The sequence below is a fragment of the Cupriavidus sp. DF5525 genome (genome assembly GCF_040149425.2).
Classification (GTDB): Bacteria; Pseudomonadota; Gammaproteobacteria; order Burkholderiales; family Burkholderiaceae; genus Cupriavidus; species Cupriavidus pickettii_A.
In genome coordinates this window covers 4,251,818-4,267,828 of record NZ_CP168265.1, presented here as the reverse complement: position 1 = coordinate 4,267,828, position 16,011 = coordinate 4,251,818, and the positions used below count along the sequence as shown (strand labels likewise).

The following is a 16,011-nucleotide window of genomic DNA, read 5'->3' as shown; positions in this document are numbered from 1 at the left end:
GTCTCCTCCGTCCTCGCTAACGGGGTTGGGGGGTCAGGCGGCGGCGCGGCTTTCGCGCGCTGCGCGTTCGGCCACCTTGGCGGCGTGCGCCAGCGCGGCCTCGCGCACCCAGGCGCCGTCCTCGTGCGCCTTGACGCGGGTGGCCAGACGCTCCTTGTTGCAGGGGCCGTCGCCGTTGATCACGCGCCACAACTCGTCCCAGTCCAGCGGGCTGTAGTCATAGTGGCCGCGCTCGGCATTCCATTGCAGGCCGGGGTCGGGCAGGGTCACGCCGAGCACGCGCGCCTGTTCGACCGTGGCGTCGACAAACTTCTGGCGCAGGTCGTCGTTGGAGATGCGCTTGATGCCCCAGGCCATGGTCTGGGTGCTGTTGGTTGAGGCTGCGTCGGGCGGGCCGAACATCATCAGGACCGGGAACCACCAGCGGTTGACCGCGTCCTGCACCATCTCGCGCTGGGCGTCGGTGCCGCGCATCATCGCCAGCAGCGCGTCGAAGCCCTGGCGCTGGTGGAACGACTCTTCCTTGCAGATGCGGATCATCGCGCGCGCATACGGGCCGTACGAGCAGCGGCACAGCGGGATCTGGTTCATGATGGCCGCGCCGTCGACCAGCCAGCCGATCACGCCGACATCGGCCCAGGTCAGCGTCGGGTAATTGAAGATCGACGAGTACTTGGCCTTGCCGCTGTGCAGCGCGTCGACCAGGTCGTCGCGCGAGGCATCCAGCGTTTCGGCGGCGGAATACAGGTAGAGGCCGTGGCCGCCTTCGTCCTGCACCTTGGCCAGCAGGATCGCCTTGCGCTTGAGCGACGGGGCCCGGCTGATCCAGTTGCCCTCGGGCAGCATGCCGACGATCTCGGAATGCGCGTGCTGCGAGATCTGGCGCACCAGCGTCTTGCGGTAGGCGGCGGGCATCCAGTCCTGCGGCTCGATCTTGCCGTCGGCGGCCATGCATGCATCGAACGCGGCCTGGCGGGCAGCGTCGTCCTGGGGCGCGTGGGCTTGGCCTGGTTCGGCGTGCTGGCCGGGCAGGTCCAGACTCTGGGTGTACATGGGGCCTCCTCTCGCGGGGGTGCCGCGCTTTTGTCAGGTCCGTTCCGGGCGCGGCGGCTGGCCCTATTATATATAAGCCGACCGGTCGGTCAATTTAAGGTGGAGGCCGTTTCCCGTGCTGATGCCTTGATCCGACCAGGCACGTGGCGACTGCCGCACGTGTAGTATCGAAGCGTGGGCGGCGTTGCCGCCGCCTTCTTGTTTCTGTTCCAGACCTGTCTACGGAGGTAACGCATATGGCAAGCGCGGCATACAGCAAGATCGTGGTAGCGGTGGACGGCAGCAGCACGTCGGAGCTGGCGCTGGGCGAGGCCATCCGCGTGGCGGGCCCGGGCGGCGCCACCGTGCTGGCGATCTATGTCGTCGACAACTTCATGCCCATGTTCGATGCCGGCTACTACGACCCGAGCCAACTGCAGAAGGCGTTCGAGGAAAGCGGCCAGCGTGCGCTGCAAGCGGCGGCGCAGCGGCTTGCAGCGGCCGGTGTGGCGCATGAAACCCGGCTGGTCAGCGAAGCACCGGTGCCCGGCGATATCGGTGCCTCGATCAACGAGGCTGCGCGCCAGTGGGGCGCCGACCTGCTGGTGATCGGCACGCACGGCCGGCGCGGGGTGCGCCGGCTGATGTTGGGCAGCGTGGCCGAGGCAGTGATCCGCCAGTCCACCATGCCGGTGCTGCTGGTGCGCGGCGAAGCCAAGGCAGACTGAGCGCGTGCGGGCGCCGGGGCGGCATCGCCCCTGGCGCCTTCGATCGGAATCCGGTGCAGATCAGCCAGCGAAACGGAAATGGCCGCTGCGCAGCACGATCTCGCGCGCCTCGGTCAGCTCGAACAGGCTTTCGGCCAGGCGCTCGATGCGCTGGCGGTTGCTGGTGAACGCGGCGACCAGGTCCTCCTCACGCGGCGAGCGCGCGCCGAAATGGGCCTCGAGGGCCTCGGCGGTGACGGAATAGAGGGTGGGACTGCCGTTGACCGTGGCGGGACAGGACAGCGTCAGGCTGGCTGCGCAGTAGGTCGGGAGGCTGCGAGGGAACGTGATGTCTGACATGGCGTGCCTCGTGCTGGCGGCGGGTATTAGATCATTCTAGGTCATCGTCGCGTTCCGTAAAGGCTTCCCTCGCCGCGCGTGCGTCGGCGGCCGGCGCTGCTGCCAGATTGCTTCCCTTCGATCAGCCACTGTGCGCCCGCCGGCGCCCCAGCGGCGGGCGCGCGGTGACCCCCAGCGCGCGCAGGTCCGCTACCGCGGCGTGCGCGGCGGCGAGATGCGCGGCGGCATAGTCGGCCTGCTCGGCCAGGAAGGCGTCGAGGGCGCCTGCGGCGCAGCGCGGCAGGACCGTGGGTTCGGCGGTGCCGGCGCGCTCGGCCAGGCCCGGGCGCATTGCCAGCTCGGCCAGTTGCGCTTCGAGCATTGCCATCAGCGCGCGCACTTCGGTGCCGGCGGGCAGCGTAAAAGCGCCCGACTCCACCCCCGCTCGCACCACCCCTGCCAGCGCCGCCATGCGGCGCGCGGTCGCATGCACCCGTTGGTAGGCGCCCGCATAGTCCGGCGCCAGGGCGGCGGCGGACTGGGCCAGCGTGTGCTCGGCGCGGGTGGATGCACGGCCGGCGGCGATGCGCAAGGCTTCCAGGCGCGGCACGGCCGGCGCCGTGGCCGCATCGGCCACTCGGCTGGCGGCCAGGGCGGCGCGCAGGTAGACCGCATTGACCGCCACCGCGTCGACGGCGTGGCGGAACACGCGCGACATTTCCACACGCGGGGCCAGTACATAGTACGTGGCCAGCGCGATCAGGCAGCCCAGCGCGGTGTCGATCCCCCGCAGCGCGGCAAAGTGGCTGCTGTCGATGGCCGGTGCGCCCACCCATGAGAACAGGATCACCGCCGGCGTCAGGCAGAAGGCGAATGCACCCGGCTGCCCGGCCAGCCGATTGGCGTAGGCGCCGGCCAGGAAGGCCGAGCTGATGCCCAGAGCTACCGCGGGCGCCGGATGGAGCAGGCCGATCACGCATGCGCCCAGCGCGCCAGCCAGCGATCCGGCGAACCGCTTCAGCGACACCTGCCGCGTGGTCTGCAGCTGCGGGCTGAGCACCATGATCACCGTCACCGCGACCCAGTAGCCGTGGTCGAGGTGCCATAGCTGCGCCGGCACCAGGCTGAGGCTGCCGGCCAGCGCCAGGCGCAGGGCGTGGCGCGCGGCCAGAGCGTCGCGTGCCGCGTGGTCGGCCAGCGCGCGCAGCATGCGGCCGAGGCCATGGCTCAGGCCCCGGCGTGGCCAGGCAAAGCCGGCACGCCAGGTATCGAAATCGGGGTGGCGCGCCAGGGCCGATAACGCTGAGTGATAGGAAGGCGGGGCACCGGTGTTGGCGCCCGGCGCGGTCAGGCGGCGCAGTTCGTGGCGCAGTGCGGCGCTCAGTGCCGGCAGGTCGGGTGCGTGGCGATCCAGTGCCTGGCTGACCTGCTCGCGGGCATCGGCCACGCTGCGTGCGATATGGCGCAGGGGCAGGCCGTGGACGGCGCCGGCGCGCTCGCGTAGTTCGCCGGCAACGATCAGCAGGGCGAACAGGGCGTCGGCCACGCCTACCGCATAGGCATGGTGCAGTGGGCTGAAGGTGTCGCGCAGGCTGCGGCGCGCAGCGATGGCCAGGCGCGCGGCTTCGATCCGGTTGCGGACGTCCTGTTTGCAAGCGGCAAGGTCGCTGCCGTGGGACGTGTCCGCCAGCGCCGCGGCGAACCGCAACAGGGCATCGTAGGTGGCCAGTACTTCGGCGCGCGGCCGTTCGTCGCGTGCGGACGGGATCAGCGCCAGGCATGCCACGCAAGCGAACACCCCGCCGCGCAGGTAGTCCAGGCCGCCCTGCAGTGCCTGTGCTGCCAGGTCCGGCCCGGTGATCGGCTGCAGGCATGCGGCCACCAGCACCACATAGAGCAGCTTGGCTGCCAGCGCGCTGGCCTGGCCGCGCGTTTCCGCCAGCCCCGCGGCGAGACCGCCCGCCATGACGGCCAGCACGGCCAGCCACGGCGTGGGTGCCACCGCGGCGCCCAGCGCACTCGCCACTGCCCCGCCGATGCCGACCGCGCCCACGCTTGAGAACCGCGCCGACGCGGTCCCCGGCCGGTCCGCCAGGCAAGTCCAGATGGAGGCAGTGGCCGACCACAGGTAGCCCTGCTCGCCGGTCAGCCAGCCCACGCCGGCCAATGCCAGGAACGACAGCGCATAGATGGTCCCGCGTCGGAGCAGCGCGGTTTCGGGCCAGTATTGGATCAGGCGGGCGTTGGCGAACATGCGGGCCGGAAGTAACGAAGGCGGGGCCGGATTGGCCGCCCATCGTCTAGCCACTCTACGACACAGGTTGGTGCGGTGCAACAAAGCCGGCATCGGGGCCGCTTCCGGCGGGTGGTTGCACCGGTACTGGGCGTCGCAAGCCCGCCGAGGTGCGCAAAGCACAAATTCAGCGCTTGTCCCGCCTAATATCAGCAACGCCGGTTGCAGTGGCCGGCGACAGGGCAAAAAAAACCCACGCAGGTTGTGCGTGGGCTGGAATCCACCGAGGTGGTGGAGGAGACAGACTTCACTATACACGCTTTGTTGCGACGCACCAAGTCGTCCATGTGTTAATGTCTGGCGATAAGCACAATAGCGTTGCGTTGATGCAACAGGGTGGAATTTTGCGGCGCGAAATGCACTACCGGAACAGATAAGCGGCGCAAACAGCACAAAAGATGCCGGCTGCATCCGCCACCAGCGCACAACCGAGCGCATGGCGGGTGTTGCGCACATTGACGCTGCCGAAATAAACCGCCAGCACATAGAAGGTGGTTTCGGTCGATCCTTGGATGATCGCTGCCAGCCGGCCCTGGAACGAGTCCACGCCGTAGGTCGTCATCACGTCGACCATCAGCCCTCGGGCGCCCGCGCCCGACAGGATTTTCATCAGTCCAACCGGCAGGGCTGGCACGAAATCGGTATTGACCCCCAGGTAGGCAAAGCCCAGCGTGAGCCAGCCCATCAGCACGTCCATGCAGCCTGTCGCCCGGAACAATCCGATCGCGACCAGGATCGCCACCAGATAAGGAATGATCTGCACGGCGACGCCGAAACCTTCCTTGGCGCCATCGATAAAGGCTTCGTAGACATTGACCCGCCGCAGCGCGCCACAGACCAGGAACAGGGTGATCAGCGACAGGATAAAGCCGGCGCCTGCCAGTGCGGTCACGCTGCCGACCTGCTCCGGCGGCGCGTGGTGCAGCCAGGCGAACATGCCGCCCAGCAGCGCCGCGACCAGCCCGAACGCCGCGAGCACGGCCGGCTGCAACAGGTTGAGCCGCTGTACCCAGGCCACCGCCAACAGCCCCGCCAGGCATGAGCCGCCCGTCGCCAGCAGCGTCGGCAGGAAGATATCGGCGGCATTGAAGCCGACCAGGCCCTGTTTGACCGCAATCGCCTGACGGATCGCAATCACCGAGGTCGGGATCAGCGTGAGCCCGGCCGTATTCAGCACGATGAACATGATCTGGGCGTCGGTGGCGACGTCCGGGCGCCGGTTCAGCGTCTGCAACTCGCGCATGGCGTTCAGGCCGAGCGGCGTGGCGGCGTTGTCCAGGCCGAGCAGGTTGGCCGACACGTTCATCATCATCGCGCCCTGCGCCGGGTGGCCCTGTGGCACGCCGGGAAAGAAATGGCGCAGCAGCGGGTTCACCAGCCGCGCAAAGGCATCGACCACGCCGGCGCGCTCGCCGATGCGCATGATGCCCAGCCACAAGCTCATCACCCCGGCCAGGCCAAGCGCGATCTCGAAGGCCGTGCGCGCGCTGTCGAACAGGCTGGCCAGCATCGCCGGGAAGACGGCAAGGTCGCCGCTGGCCAGGCGGATGCAGGCGGCGAGGAAGGAAATCAGGAAAAAACCGAGCCAGACTACGTTCAGGGCCATCGGATTGCGAATGCTGGGAAGGGATCTCCGGGGTTGCCCCCGGCACAGCGTAGGATCAGCCGATCACGGCCCCACGTTCGGCCAGCAACTCGCGCAGTATGGACCGATGGCAATGCGCCTCATCTTCGCAATAGCAACCCACTGAGAAGTTGGTCTGGTGCGACAGCGCGGCCAGCAGGTCGAGCGTACGGCTCGCTTCGGGTTCGGCCATTTCCTTGCGGAAGTGCCTGACGAACGCGCGCCATTCCTTGTCGTCGCTGGCCGCCAGCGCCTGTGCCACCAGTTCAGGCGAAGGCGACAGCGCGGGATACCAGACATCGTAGAAATCGCGGCTGGCAAACTCGGACTTGGGCACGCCGCGCGGCGGCCGCCGTACCGTGCCGATGCGCAGGCCTTCATCGGCCGCGCGTGGCGAACCCAGTTTTACGATTCGGATGGTCATGGATGATCCCGCTGATGTTCGCCTACGCGGTTGCGTCGGGCTTCGCGTTTGCCTCAAGCCCCAGATCATGAATCATGGTGTCGCGCATGACAAACTTCTGCACCTTTCCTGTGACAGTCATCGGCATTTCCGAGACAAAGCGGATATAGCGCGGGATCTTATAGTGGGCGATCTGGTCGCGGCAGAAGGCGCGGATCTCTTCCTCGGTGGCGATCTGGCCGGGTTTGAGCACGATCCAGGCGCAGACTTCCTCGCCGTACTTCTGGTCAGGCACGCCGAACACCTGGACCGCCTGGACCTTGGGATGGCGGAACAGGAACTCCTCGATCTCGCGCGGATAGATGTTCTCGCCGCCGCGGATCAGCATGTCCTTCACCCGGCCGACGATATTGCAGTAACCCTCGTCGTCGATAGTGGCCAGGTCGCCGGTGTGCATCCAGCCGTCGCGGATCGCCTCCTGCGTGCGCGCCTCGTCTTCCCAGTAGCCCTGCATCACGGAATAGCCGCGAGTGCACAGCTCGCCGGTGGTGCCAGTCGGCACGATCTGGCCGAGCGCGTCGACCACCTTGCACTCCAGGTGCGGCTGCACGCGGCCGACGGTGGAGACGCGCTTGTCGAGCGGGTCGTCGGTGGCGCTCTGGAACGAGACCGGGCTGGTCTCGGTCATGCCGTAGGCGATGGTGACCTCGGCCATGTGCATATCGGCGACTACCCGCTTCATGACCTCGATCGGGCAGGGGGCGCCGGCCATGATGCCGGTGCGCAACGCGGAGAAGTCGAAACGACTGAACTCTGGGTGGTCGAGCTGGGCGATGAACATGGTTGGCACGCCGTGCAGGGCGGTGCAACGTTCCGCACTGACGGCCTCCATGGTCGCCAGCGGATCGAAAGCCTCGCCAGGAAAGACCATGCAGGCCCCGACCGAAACGCAGGCCAGCACCGACAGCACCATGCCGAAGCAGTGATAGAGCGGCACTGGGATGCACAAAACGTCCCTGGACCCGAAGCGCATTGCAATCGCCACGAAGCGGCCGTTGTTAACTACATTGTGGTGGGTCAGCGTGGCGCCCTTGGGGTTGCCGGTGGTGCCGCTCGTGAACTGGATATTGATGGCGTCGTGCGGGCTGAGGGTGGCGGTAATGGCGTCCAGCCGGACCGCATCCGGCTCGGCCAGCAGCGCCTCGTAGTTCAGCATGCCTGGCGTGGCCTCCGCACCCATGCGCGCGAGCCATTGCAGCTTAGGCAGGCGCGCGGCGCGTAGCGCGCCGGGTTCCGCCTGGGCCAACTCCGGCGCCAGCGCCAGCAGCGTACCCAGGTAGTCGCTGGTCTTGAAGCGCGCGGCGGTGATCAGCATGCGCACGCCGGCCTTGTTCAGTGCATATTCCAGTTCGGCCTGGCGGTAGGCCGGGTTGATATTGACCAGGATTGCGCCTATGCGGGCGGTGGCGAACTGGGTCACCAGCCACTCGGGCCGGTTCGGCGCCCAGATACCGACGCGGTCGCCGGGCTGGATGCCGCGCTGGAGCAGGCCGCTGGCCAGGCGGTCGACCTGGTCGGCAAACTCGACCCAGCTCCAGCGCACGCCATGCTCGCGGAACACCACGGCCGGGCCGCCGGGGTTTGCCGCGACGGCCCGGGCCAGCAGTGCAGGGATCGTCTCGTCGGAAAGGGGAATGTCGGGATTGCCGGCAACCAGCGACAGGCCGGGCTTCACGGGTTGGGTCATCTTGTCTCCTTCAACTGCTCTGATCGTATTCGACGCCTATATATAGAAGAGAAGGCGGTTCGGGTTGGGTCAGCGCCTTGGCATCAGCTTAAGCCGAGCCTCGGCAGGAAGCTGTCGCCATCACGACATTTGAGGCGTACACGCCGCTTTTGTCGATTCCGCGAATTATTTCGCGAAATCGCTTGCCAAGCCCGCATGGCTCCCTTAATATTCGCCCCCTCGCAACACAACGCAGCGCTGCAAAGCAGGCGCAGCAAGGGTTGCGGGGTCGACCGGGAGGTTGGCGCAGCGAGGTTTGCAGCGCTGACCGCAGCAAAAAAAGATTGCTGAAACGGTTGACGAAACGAAGAAAGCTCTGCATAATCTCTTTCTCTGCTGCTGACGCAGCGACGCAAACGGCAAAGCCGGAGGCGAGGTCGAAAGACCGGGTTCTTTAACAACCAAACAACCGATAAGTGTGGGCGCTGGGTAGCGGACGCCGCTGTCTTCGGACAGTGTTGCTTCAAAAGTTATCAGTGCTCGCACAGCAAAACGTGACTGGATCTTCGGATCTGGTCAGTCAGTTTTCTGAGAGTGAGCGACCGCTCGAAAGAGCGAGGACCCGCGAGGGTCCACACAGAGATTGAACTGAAGAGTTTGATCCTGGCTCAGATTGAACGCTGGCGGCATGCCTTACACATGCAAGTCGAACGGCAGCACGGGCTTCGGCCTGGTGGCGAGTGGCGAACGGGTGAGTAATACATCGGAACGTGCCCTGTAGTGGGGGATAACTAGTCGAAAGATTAGCTAATACCGCATACGACCTGAGGGTGAAAGCGGGGGACCGCAAGGCCTCGCGCTACAGGAGCGGCCGATGTCTGATTAGCTAGTTGGTGGGGTAAGAGCCTACCAAGGCGACGATCAGTAGCTGGTCTGAGAGGACGATCAGCCACACTGGGACTGAGACACGGCCCAGACTCCTACGGGAGGCAGCAGTGGGGAATTTTGGACAATGGGGGCAACCCTGATCCAGCAATGCCGCGTGTGTGAAGAAGGCCTTCGGGTTGTAAAGCACTTTTGTCCGGAAAGAAATGGCCTGGGATAATACCCCGGGTCGATGACGGTACCGGAAGAATAAGCACCGGCTAACTACGTGCCAGCAGCCGCGGTAATACGTAGGGTGCGAGCGTTAATCGGAATTACTGGGCGTAAAGCGTGCGCAGGCGGTTTTGTAAGACAGGCGTGAAATCCCCGAGCTTAACTTGGGAATGGCGCTTGTGACTGCAAGGCTAGAGTATGTCAGAGGGGGGTAGAATTCCACGTGTAGCAGTGAAATGCGTAGAGATGTGGAGGAATACCGATGGCGAAGGCAGCCCCCTGGGACGTCACTGACGCTCATGCACGAAAGCGTGGGGAGCAAACAGGATTAGATACCCTGGTAGTCCACGCCCTAAACGATGTCAACTAGTTGTTGGGGATTCATTTCTTCAGTAACGTAGCTAACGCGTGAAGTTGACCGCCTGGGGAGTACGGTCGCAAGATTAAAACTCAAAGGAATTGACGGGGACCCGCACAAGCGGTGGATGATGTGGATTAATTCGATGCAACGCGAAAAACCTTACCTACCCTTGACATGCCACTAACGAAGCAGAGATGCATTAGGTGCCCGAAAGGGAAAGTGGACACAGGTGCTGCATGGCTGTCGTCAGCTCGTGTCGTGAGATGTTGGGTTAAGTCCCGCAACGAGCGCAACCCTTGTCTTTAGTTGCTACGCAAGAGCACTCTAGAGAGACTGCCGGTGACAAACCGGAGGAAGGTGGGGATGACGTCAAGTCCTCATGGCCCTTATGGGTAGGGCTTCACACGTCATACAATGGTGCGTACAGAGGGTTGCCAACCCGCGAGGGGGAGCCAATCCCAGAAAACGCATCGTAGTCCGGATCGTAGTCTGCAACTCGACTACGTGAAGCTGGAATCGCTAGTAATCGCGGATCAGCATGCCGCGGTGAATACGTTCCCGGGTCTTGTACACACCGCCCGTCACACCATGGGAGTGGGTTTTGCCAGAAGTAGTTAGCCTAACCGCAAGGAGGGCGATTACCACGGCAGGGTTCATGACTGGGGTGAAGTCGTAACAAGGTAGCCGTATCGGAAGGTGCGGCTGGATCACCTCCTTTCCAGAGGCTTGTGTCTCAAGCCTAGCGTTCACACTTATCGGTTTGTTTGCTGTTACAGCCAAGGGTCTGTAGCTCAGGTGGTTAGAGCACCGTCTTGATAAGGCGGGGGTCGTAGGTTCAAGTCCTACCAGACCCACCAAGTTATCCATGCGGGGGATTAGCTCAGCTGGGAGAGCACCTGCTTTGCAAGCAGGGGGTCGTCGGTTCGATCCCGTCATCCTCCACCATCACCTGGTACCTTGGATTGGTTGTCAAATGAAAGCGCATCGCGACGATGAGGTTGCGAGTGTTTTCATTTGGCATTGCCAAGCGATCTAACGATCGGCTGTTCTTTAACAATATGGGATGTAGTAAAGGTGTCGCGCGAGCGTTGATGAGACGCTGCAGTACCAACGCGATACCGGGTTGTGATTGTATCAACCAAAATGTATTTAAGTGATCGAAAGATGACTTGGAATACGGCACAAATGCGAGAACTCATCCTGTAGCGAGGTCTTCGAGCGATCGAGACACACTCGTTATAGGGTCAAGCGAACAAGTGCATGTGGTGGATGCCTTGGCGATCACAGGCGATGAAGGACGCGGTAGCCTGCGAAAAGCTTCGGGGAGCTGGCAAACAAGCTTTGATCCGGAGATGTCCGAATGGGGAAACCCGGCCCGTATGGGTCATCCCACACTGAATTCATAGGTGTGGGAAGCGAACGCGGCGAACTGAAACATCTAAGTAGCTGCAGGAACAGAAATCAACCGAGATTCCCAGAGTAGTGGCGAACGAAATGGGAACAGCCTTGTACTCTTTAGCAGCATTGTTAGCAGAACGGGATGGAAAGCCCGGCCCTAGCAGGTGATAGCCCTGTATGCGAAAACAGCGTTGTGGAACTAGGTGTACGACAAGTAGGGCGGGACACGTGAAATCCTGTCTGAAGATGGGGGGACCATCCTCCAAGGCTAAATACTCGTGATCGACCGATAGTGAACCAGTACCGTGAGGGAAAGGCGAAAAGAACCCCGGGAGGGGAGTGAAATAGATCCTGAAACCGCATGCATACAAACAGTCGGAGCCCTTTCGGGGGTGACGGCGTACCTTTTGTATAATGGGTCAGCGACTTACATTCAGTGGCAAGCTTAACCGATTAGGGAAGGCGTAGCGAAAGCGAGTCCGAACAGGGCGTTGAGTCGCTGGGTGTAGACCCGAAACCAGATGATCTATCCATGGCCAGGTTGAAGGTGCGGTAACACGTACTGGAGGACCGAACCCACTAACGTTGAAAAGTTAGGGGATGAGCTGTGGATAGGGGTGAAAGGCTAAACAAATCTGGAAATAGCTGGTTCTCTCCGAAAACTATTTAGGTAGTGCCTCGTGTCTCACCTTCGGGGGTAGAGCACTGTCATGGTTGGGGGGTCTATTGCTGATTACCCCGCCATAGCAAACTCCGAATACCGAAGAGTGCAATCACGGGAGACAGACATCGGGTGCTAACGTCCGGTGTCAAGAGGGAAACAACCCAGACCGCCAGCTAAGGTCCCCAAGATTGGCTAAGTGGGAAACGAAGTGGGAAGGCTAAAACAGTCAGGAGGTTGGCTTAGAAGCAGCCACCCTTTAAAGAAAGCGTAATAGCTCACTGATCGAGTCGTCCTGCGCGGAAGATGTAACGGGGCTAAGCCAGTCACCGAAGCTGCGGACGCACGCAAGTGCGTGGTAGGAGAGCGTTCTGTAAGCCTGTGAAGGTGTCTTGTAAAGGATGCTGGAGGTATCAGAAGTGCGAATGCTGACATGAGTAGCGATAAAGGGGGTGAAAGGCCCCCTCGCCGTAAGCCCAAGGTTTCCTACGCAACGTTCATCGGCGTAGGGTGAGTCGGCCCCTAAGGCGAGGCAGAGATGCGTAGCTGATGGGAAGCAGGTTAATATTCCTGCACCGTCGTATGATGCGATGGGGGGACGGATCGCGGAAGGTTGTCCGGGTGTTGGAAGTCCCGGTCCCTGCATTGGAGAAGGCGCTCAGGCAAATCCGGGCGCGGAATTCAAGGATGTGGGGCGAGCGGCCTAGTGCTGCGAAGCAATTGGAAGTGGTTCCAAGAAAAGCCTCTAAGCTTCAGTCATACGAGACCGTACCGCAAACCGACACAGGTGGGCGAGATGAGTATTCTAAGGCGCTTGAGAGAACTCGGGAGAAGGAACTCGGCAAATTGGTACCGTAACTTCGGGATAAGGTACGCCCTGGTAGCTTGACTGGCCTGCGCCAGAAGGGTGACGGGGTTGCAATAAAATGGTGGCTGCGACTGTTTAATAAAAACACAGCACTCTGCAAACACGAAAGTGGACGTATAGGGTGTGACGCCTGCCCGGTGCCGGAAGATTAAATGATGGGGTGCAAGCTCTTGATTGAAGTCCCGGTAAACGGCGGCCGTAACTATAACGGTCCTAAGGTAGCGAAATTCCTTGTCGGGTAAGTTCCGACCTGCACGAATGGCGTAACGATGGCCACACTGTCTCCTCCCGAGACTCAGCGAAGTTGAAGTGTTTGTGATGATGCAATCTCCCCGCGGCTAGACGGAAAGACCCCATGAACCTTTACTGTAGCTTTGCATTGGACTTTGAACCGATCTGTGTAGGATAGGTGGGAGGCTTTGAAGCGTGGACGCTAGTTCACGTGGAGCCGTCCTTGAAATACCACCCTGGTTTGTTTGAGGTTCTAACCTTGGCCCGTGAATCCGGGTCGGGGACAGTGCATGGTAGGCAGTTTGACTGGGGCGGTCTCCTCCCAAAGTGTAACGGAGGAGTTCGAAGGTACGCTTGGTACGGTCGGACATCGTACCTAAAGTGCAATGGCAAAAGCGTGCTTAACTGCGAGACCGACAAGTCGAGCAGGTGCGAAAGCAGGACATAGTGATCCGGTGGTTCTGAATGGAAGGGCCATCGCTCAACGGATAAAAGGTACTCTGGGGATAACAGGCTGATACCGCCCAAGAGTTCATATCGACGGCGGTGTTTGGCACCTCGATGTCGGCTCATCTCATCCTGGGGCTGTAGCCGGTCCCAAGGGTATGGCTGTTCGCCATTTAAAGAGGTACGTGAGCTGGGTTTAAAACGTCGTGAGACAGTTTGGTCCCTATCTGCCGTGGGCGTTGGAATCTTGACGGGGGCTGCTCCTAGTACGAGAGGACCGGAGTGGACGTACCGCTGGTGTACCTGTTGTCTCGCCAGAGGCATCGCAGGGTAGCTATGTACGGAAGAGATAACCGCTGAAAGCATCTAAGCGGGAAACTCGCCTGAAGATGAGGATTCCCTGGAGGCTTGACCTCCTTGAAGGGTCGTTCGAGACCAGGACGTTGATAGGCTGGGTGTGGAAGCGCAGTAATGCGTTAAGCTAACCAGTACTAATTGCCCGTAAGGCTTGATCCTATAACCAGTGTGTTTTACCTGGTATGTGTGATCGCGACTGTGCCGAAACAGTTGACACAAGACGCACAACCCCAACTACATCCCTATTCGCAGCGTTGGCCTCAACCCCAGCGTTGCAACCCCTTATGCCTGGTGACCATAGCGAGTTGGAACCACCCCTTCCCATCCCGAACAGGTCCGTGAAACGACTCCGCGCCGATGATAGTGCGGATTACCCGTGTGAAAGTAGGTCATCGCCAGGCTCTTATACCGCAAAACCCCTCGACAGCTGATGCTGCGAGGGGTTTTGTCTTTTCCGGTTGTCGGTGTGCGTGCCGCCGGCGCCCGCCAGGCGGCCTAAGAGCGTCCAGGAGCTGGCGCCGGAAAGCCCTATAGGGTGAGAACGCAGAAATCTAAACTGCGCTTGTGGGAGCGATCAGGCGGCGTCAAGCGCCACGCTGGAACGCCTTCCCTAGTCTGAACAAGTACAGCATCCGCAACGGAAAGTGCTTGACAGGCGAGGTGAACAGCCCCATAATCGATAGTTCTCTGCGGAGAGGTGCCCGAGTGGCTAAAGGGGGCAGACTGTAAATCTGTTGGCTTACGCCTACGCTGGTTCGAATCCAGCCCTCTCCACCAGAATGTAAGACAGCAGCCGGCAGTGCCGGTGAAGAAGCAGGAAAGAACCGGGCGGGTGTAGCTCAATGGTAGAGCAGAAGCCTTCCAAGCTTACGACGAGGGTTCGATTCCCTTCACCCGCTCCAGTCGCGCGGTTGCTGTCAAAGTAGTACGTCAAGTTTCGCCCATGTGGCTCAGTGGTAGAGCACTCCCTTGGTAAGGGAGAGGTCGGCAGTTCGATCCTGCCCATGGGCACCAATACCACGCACTGGCAATATCGCTACCGAGACAGGAGTCGCGAAATGGCAAAGGAAAAGTTCGAGCGGACCAAGCCGCACGTGAACGTTGGTACGATTGGTCACGTTGACCATGGCAAGACCACGCTGACGGCAGCGATCGCTACGGTGCTGGCTGCGAAGTTCGGTGGTGCCGCCAAAAAGTACGACGAAATCGACGCAGCGCCGGAAGAAAAGGCACGCGGTATTACCATCAATACCGCCCACGTCGAGTACGAAACGGCCAACCGCCACTACGCGCACGTTGACTGCCCGGGCCACGCTGACTATGTGAAGAACATGATCACGGGTGCTGCCCAGATGGACGGCGCAATCCTGGTGTGCTCGGCCGCTGACGGCCCGATGCCGCAAACGCGTGAGCACATCCTGCTGGCCCGCCAGGTTGGCGTGCCTTACATCATCGTGTTCCTGAACAAGTGCGACATGGTGGACGACGCTGAACTGCTCGAGCTGGTCGAGATGGAAGTTCGCGAGCTGCTGTCGAAGTACGAGTTCCCCGGCGACGACACCCCGATCATCAAGGGTTCGGCCAAGCTGGCGCTGGAAGGCGACAAGGGCGAGCTGGGCGAAGTGGCCATCATGAACCTGGCCGACGCCCTGGACAACTACATCCCGACGCCGGAGCGTGCCGTTGACGGTACCTTCCTGATGCCGGTGGAAGACGTGTTCTCGATCTCGGGTCGCGGCACCGTGGTGACCGGCCGTATCGAGCGTGGCGTGATCAAGGTCGGCGAAGAAATCGAAATCGTCGGTATCCGCCCGACCGTGAAGACCACCTGCACCGGCGTGGAAATGTTCCGCAAGCTGCTGGACCAGGGTCAAGCTGGCGACAACGTCGGCCTGCTGCTGCGCGGTACCAAGCGTGAAGACGTCGAGCGCGGCCAAGTGCTGTGCAAGCCGGGTTCGATCAAGCCGCACACCCACTTCACCGGCGAGGTGTACATCCTGTCGAAGGACGAAGGCGGCCGTCACACCCCGTTCTTCAACAACTACCGCCCGCAGTTCTACTTCCGTACCACCGACGTGACCGGCTCGATCGAGCTGCCGGCGGACAAGGAAATGGTGATGCCGGGTGACAACGTGTCGATCACCGTCAAGCTGATCGCCCCGATCGCCATGGAAGAAGGCCTGCGCTTCGCTATCCGTGAAGGCGGCCGTACCGTCGGCGCCGGCGTCGTGGCAAAGATCCTCGACTAAGTTGTTCGATAGCGAACGCGGCACCAACCGGCCGCGTTCGTTGCCAGAAAGGGGTTGGCGCGTGCGTCGGCCCCCAGTTGTTTTAGGGGTATAGCTCAACTGGCAGAGCGTCGGTCTCCAAAACCGAAGGTTGGGGGTTCGATTCCCTCTGCCCCTGCCAAATCAATCAGCCGCGTCGCGAAGAACAATCGTGACGCGGCTTAGTCTCGTTTGCGAA

The 16,011-nt window shown here is 61.9% G+C and carries 8 protein-coding genes, 6 tRNA genes and 3 rRNA genes; 11 read left to right on the top strand and 6 right to left on the bottom strand.

Annotated features, from left to right (window positions below; translation table 11 throughout):
• Positions 1-33: 33 nt before the first annotated feature.
• Complete coding sequence (paaA, locus tag ABNX08_RS19960) at positions 34-1,053, bottom strand: 1,2-phenylacetyl-CoA epoxidase subunit PaaA (protein ID WP_022536878.1); 1,020 nt, start codon at positions 1,051-1,053, stop codon at positions 34-36.
• Between the two features lie 236 nt (positions 1,054-1,289).
• On the opposite strand from paaA, the gene ABNX08_RS19955 reads away from it, so the two are divergent.
• Positions 1,290-1,760: a universal stress protein gene (locus ABNX08_RS19955; RefSeq protein WP_349609771.1), complete on the top strand. Its 471-nt coding sequence runs from the start codon at positions 1,290-1,292 to the stop codon at positions 1,758-1,760.
• Positions 1,761-1,820: 60 nt separating this feature from the next.
• Here the strand turns inward: ABNX08_RS19955 and ABNX08_RS19950 are convergent, their stop codons facing one another.
• From ABNX08_RS19950 to ABNX08_RS19930, 5 genes are all read right to left on the bottom strand, one after another.
• Positions 1,821-2,099 (bottom strand): DUF1488 domain-containing protein, encoded by a 279-nt coding sequence (locus ABNX08_RS19950; RefSeq protein WP_013958269.1) that lies wholly within the window; start codon positions 2,097-2,099, stop codon positions 1,821-1,823.
• A 121-nt stretch (positions 2,100-2,220) separates the two neighbouring features.
• Positions 2,221-4,332: an FUSC family protein gene (locus tag ABNX08_RS19945; protein ID WP_022536876.1), complete on the bottom strand. Its 2,112-nt coding sequence runs from the start codon at positions 4,330-4,332 to the stop codon at positions 2,221-2,223.
• Between the two features lie 400 nt (positions 4,333-4,732).
• The gene (locus tag ABNX08_RS19940) at positions 4,733-5,977 is read right to left on the bottom strand and encodes a nucleoside recognition domain-containing protein (protein WP_022536875.1); all 1,245 of its coding nucleotides are present in this window, start codon (positions 5,975-5,977) and stop codon (positions 4,733-4,735) included.
• 55 nt (positions 5,978-6,032) lie between these two features.
• Entirely contained in the window at positions 6,033-6,419 is a 387-nt protein-coding gene (locus tag ABNX08_RS19935; protein ID WP_022536874.1) for a DUF488 domain-containing protein, read from the bottom strand.
• A 22-nt stretch (positions 6,420-6,441) separates the two neighbouring features.
• Positions 6,442-8,145, bottom strand: a complete 1,704-nt coding sequence (locus ABNX08_RS19930; protein ID WP_022536873.1) for an AMP-binding protein — start codon at positions 8,143-8,145, stop codon at positions 6,442-6,444.
• A gap of 624 nt (positions 8,146-8,769) precedes the next feature.
• Between ABNX08_RS19930 and ABNX08_RS19925 the strand changes: the two genes are divergently transcribed.
• The 10 genes from ABNX08_RS19925 (at position 8,770) to ABNX08_RS19880 (ending at position 15,954) form a co-directional block, all read left to right on the top strand.
• A 16S ribosomal RNA gene (locus tag ABNX08_RS19925) occupies positions 8,770-10,301 on the top strand.
• 62 nt (positions 10,302-10,363) lie between these two features.
• Positions 10,364-10,440: transfer RNA gene (locus tag ABNX08_RS19920), tRNA-Ile, on the top strand.
• Positions 10,441-10,452: 12 nt separating this feature from the next.
• Positions 10,453-10,528, top strand: a tRNA-Ala gene (locus ABNX08_RS19915).
• Positions 10,529-10,825: 297 nt separating this feature from the next.
• A 23S ribosomal RNA gene (locus ABNX08_RS19910) occupies positions 10,826-13,704 on the top strand.
• Positions 13,705-13,832: 128 nt separating this feature from the next.
• Positions 13,833-13,946 (top strand): 5S ribosomal RNA (gene rrf, locus ABNX08_RS19905).
• Together the 16S, 23S and 5S rRNA genes with 5 tRNA genes alongside form the textbook arrangement of a ribosomal RNA operon.
• Before the next feature lie 290 nt (positions 13,947-14,236).
• Positions 14,237-14,322, top strand: a tRNA-Tyr gene (locus ABNX08_RS19900).
• Between the two features lie 51 nt (positions 14,323-14,373).
• Positions 14,374-14,447: transfer RNA gene (locus ABNX08_RS19895), tRNA-Gly, on the top strand.
• 37 nt (positions 14,448-14,484) lie between these two features.
• Positions 14,485-14,559 (top strand) — tRNA-Thr (locus tag ABNX08_RS19890).
• A gap of 44 nt (positions 14,560-14,603) precedes the next feature.
• A complete protein-coding gene (tuf, locus tag ABNX08_RS19885) occupies positions 14,604-15,794 on the top strand; it encodes an elongation factor Tu (protein WP_022536864.1) in 1,191 nt (396 codons plus the stop codon).
• Between the two features lie 84 nt (positions 15,795-15,878).
• Positions 15,879-15,954 (top strand) — tRNA-Trp (locus ABNX08_RS19880).
• Positions 15,955-16,011: the final 57 nt, after the last annotated feature.